Source organism: Nocardioides sp., from assembly GCF_034670285.1.
Taxonomy (GTDB): domain Bacteria; phylum Actinomycetota; class Actinomycetes; order Propionibacteriales; family Nocardioidaceae; genus Nocardioides.
Window position 1 is genome coordinate 1 of record NZ_JAXMNS010000381.1, and the last position, 3,637, is coordinate 3,637.

The following is a 3,637-nucleotide window of genomic DNA, read 5'->3' on the forward strand; positions in this document are numbered from 1 at the left end:
CCCTTCCCACTCCCCCGTCCGGCCGATCCGGTTGGCGTCGACGAGAGGGATCGTGATCCGGGTGACCTCGTCGCTCGGCGGCAGCTTGTCGGAGTAGATGATCGTCGCCGCCTCCGGGTCCCACGCCTCTGCGGCCGAGGACGAGAGGTACTGCTTGGCGATGTCGATGCGCGTCGGGGAGGCCGTCATGGCGTCGAGGAAGCCGCTGGCGACCTCGACCCCCGTCGCGTTCTCCCCGGGCGCCACGGCGTTGATGTCGGGAGCGGAGCCGCTGTCGGTCGTGCTCGCGCCACGTGCGTCGACGATCGGTCCGGAGTCGGGCAGCCCGCTGCACCCGGCCAGCAGCAGGGCCCCCAGCAGCACCCCGAGCAGGGAGAGTGCGGTCGGCCTCGGTGACGTCAGCGGACTCGGCGACCTCATCGCAGCACCTCCGGCCCGTGCGCAGCAGGCGTGTCGTCGGGCTCCAGGGGCAGCGGGCTGCGGCGCAGGGGCACCGCGACGGTGCGCGGCAGGGTCAGGCGGAACTGGGCGCCCTGCCCCGGGCGACCCCACGCCTGCAGCCACCCGCCGTGGAGGTGGGTGTCCTCGACGGCGATGGCGAGGCCCAGCCCGGTGCCGCCGCTGGTGCGGGCTCGCGCCGGGTCGGCGCGCCAGAAGCGGTTGAACACCATCGCCGACTCCCCCGGCTGGAGGCCCACCCCGTAGTCGCGCACCGCGATCGCCGAGGCGGTCGCGCTGGACCCGAGTCGCACCACGATGGCGGGCTCGCGCTGCGGGTCGGCGTGGTCGATCGCGTTGGTCACCAGGTTGCGCACGATGCGCTCCACCCGTCGTACGTCGGCCTCGGCGAGGCACGGCTGCTCGCCGTCCTCGACCGCGATGCTCACCCCCCGCTGCTCGGCGAGCGGGCGGGTCGAGTCGACGACCCGTCGTACGACGTCGGCGAGGTTGACGTCCTCGAGGTCCAGCTGGGCGGCGCCCGCGTCGAAGCGGCTGATCTCGAGCAGGTCGCCGAGCAGCGTCTCGAAGCGGTCGAGCTCGTGCTGGAGCAGCTCGGCCGCGCGAGCGGTCACCGGGTCGAAGGACCCGCGCGCGTCGTGGAGGACGTCACCGGCCATCCGCACCGTCGTCAGGGGCGTGCGCAGCTCGTGGGAGACGTCGGAGACGAATCGCCGCTGCACCCGGCTGAGCTCCTCGAGCTGGCGGATCTGGCGCTGGAGACTCGTGGCCATCTGGTTGAACGACATGGCCAGTCGCGCGAGGTCGTCCTCACCGGTGACCCGCAGACGCTCGGTGAGCCGGCCCGCAGCGAGTCGCTCCGCGACCTGACGCGCCATGCGCACCGGCGCCACGACCTGCCGGGTCACCAGCCAGGTGATGCCGGCGACCAGGACCAGCAGCAGCACGGCCGCCGTGAGGAGCGCCCGGGTGACCAGCGCCAGGGTCTCGGCCTGCTCGTCCAGCGGGAAGAGCAGGTAGAGGGCGTAGGTGCGTCCGTCGGCCGGGAGCCGGATCGGCGAGCCGACCACGATCCCCGGCGCGCTCACGGGCGCCACGCCGTCGTCGGTGGAGCGCAGCACGATCGAGGTGTAGGTCCACGCTGCGCTCGCGTCGACCTCCTCGAGCCGTCGCTCGAGCGACTCGGGGATCGACGCCGCGAGGTCGAGCCCCGTGCTGAAGTCGGCGTTGCCGCCGGTGAGCGGCAGGTCGTCGTCGACGGGGCCGGCGAGCACGACGCTGAAGCCGCGGGTCTCCCCGCGCGCGATGATCGGACGAGCCAGGTCCTGGACCTGACGAGTGATGTCGACCTCGGTGCGCAGCGTCGCCTCGAGCCGCAGCTCGGCCTCGCTGGTCTCCCCCGCGGCCTCGGTGACCACGGCGTCCACCCGGTTGGACAGCAAGCCGTCGCGCGTCTGCTCCAGCAGGAACCAGCCGACCGCGGAGATGACGACCGCGGACAGCAGCAGGGTGCTCACCACGACGCGAGCCTGGACCGAGCGTCGCCAGAAGGTCAGGGCGCGCCGCAGCCCGACCGGGATCCATGGTCGTGCCATCGACCTGCGCCCGCCCCTCGGCCCGCTCAGACCTTGCCGGCCTTGTAGCCGACCCCACGCACGGTCAGCACGATCTCCGGGTGCTCGGGGTCGTGCTCGACCTTGGAGCGGAGCCGCTGGACGTGCACGTTCACCAGACGCGTGTCGGCGGCGTGTCGGTAGCCCCAGACGCTCTCGAGGAGCATCTCGCGGGTGAACACCTGCCAAGGCTTTCGGGCCAGGCACAGGAGCAGGTCGAACTCGAGCGGGGTGAGTCCGATCGGCTCGCCGAGGCGGCTGACCGAGTGACCGGCGACGTCGATGACGAGGTCGCCGACGTCGATGGTCTCGACCTGGTTGCTCGCGGCGGTGTCCTTGCGGCGCACGCGGGCGCGGATGCGCGCGACGAGCTCCTTGGGCTTGAACGGCTTGACGACGTAGTCGTCGGCGCCGGACTCCAGCCCGACCACGATGTCGACGGTGTCGCCCTTGGCGGTCAGCATCACGATCGGGATCCCCGACTCCGCCCGGATCTCCTTGCACACGTCGATGCCGTCGCGGCCGGGGAGCATCAGGTCGAGCAGGACCACGTCGGGCTTGTACTCGCGCACGGCCTCGAGGGCCAGATCACCGCGCGCGACGGTGAAGGAGTCGAAGCCCTCCTGGCGCAGGACGATGGAGAGCATCTCGGCGAGAGCGGCGTCGTCGTCGACGACGAGCACGCGACCATTCGTCGCGAGGTCGTGGGACGGCACAGTCATGCATTCATCCTAGGTGGCAGGTTGTCGGACACGCGCAAAGCGCCCGGGTCGAGGGTTCGACCCGGGCGCCTGCGGTGACGTGCTGCTACCGAATCAGTATCGGTACGCGTCGGTCTTGTACGGCCCCTCGACGGGCAGACCGAGGTAGCTGGCCTGGTCGTCGGTGAGGGTGGTGAGCTTGACGCCGAGCGACTCGAGGTGGAGCCGCGCGACCTCCTCGTCGAGGTGCTTGGGCAGCACGTAGACGCCGGTCGGGTACTCCTCGGTCTTGGTGAAGATCTCGATCTGCGCCAGGACCTGGTTGGTGAAGGAGTTCGACATCACGAAGCTCGGGTGGCCGGTGGCGTTGCCGAGGTTCATCAGGCGACCCTCGGAGAGCACGATGATCGACTTGCCCTCGGGGAAGGTCCACACGTCGACCTGCGGCTTGACGGTGTTGCGCTCGGCAACCCCGGGGGCCTCGAGGCCGGCCATGTCGATCTCGTTGTCGAAGTGACCGATGTTGGCGACGATCGCGTTGTGACGCATCGACTTCATGTGGTCGAGCGTGACGACGTCGGTGTTGCCGGTGGCCGTGACGATGATGTCGGCGGTCGGCAGCGCGTCCTCGAGCGTGGTGACCTGGTAGCCGTCCATGGCTGCCTGGAGCGCGCAGATCGGGTCGATCTCGGTGATGATGACGCGGGCACCCTGGCCGCGCAGCGACTCCGCGGAGCCCTTGCCGACGTCGCCGTAGCCACAGACGACCGCGACCTTGCCGCCGATGAGGACGCCGGTGGCGCGGTTGATGCCGTCGATGAGCGAGTGGCGGCAGCCATAGACGTTGTCGAACTTCGACTTGGT

General features: G+C 70.7%; 3 protein-coding genes and 1 pseudogene. All 4 read right to left on the bottom strand.

All coding sequences use genetic code 11. The annotated features are described in order from the left end of the window. Positions 1-420 (bottom strand): annotated as a pseudogene (locus VOI19_RS16220) (hypothetical protein); the annotation flags it as partial. After that, complete coding sequence (gene mtrB / locus VOI19_RS16225; RefSeq protein WP_323794003.1) at positions 417-2,054, bottom strand: MtrAB system histidine kinase MtrB; 1,638 nt, start codon at positions 2,052-2,054, stop codon at positions 417-419. The pseudogene VOI19_RS16220 and the gene mtrB, both read right to left, overlap by 4 nt. Positions 2,055-2,080: 26 nt before the next feature. Beyond that, on the bottom strand, positions 2,081-2,794 hold the full coding sequence (gene mtrA / locus VOI19_RS16230; protein WP_323794004.1) for an MtrAB system response regulator MtrA: 714 nt from the start codon (positions 2,792-2,794) through the stop codon (positions 2,081-2,083). Positions 2,795-2,887: 93 nt separating this feature from the next. After that, positions 2,888-3,637 (bottom strand): adenosylhomocysteinase (locus VOI19_RS16235; protein WP_323794005.1); only part of this gene is annotated, 750 nt, incomplete at its 5' end.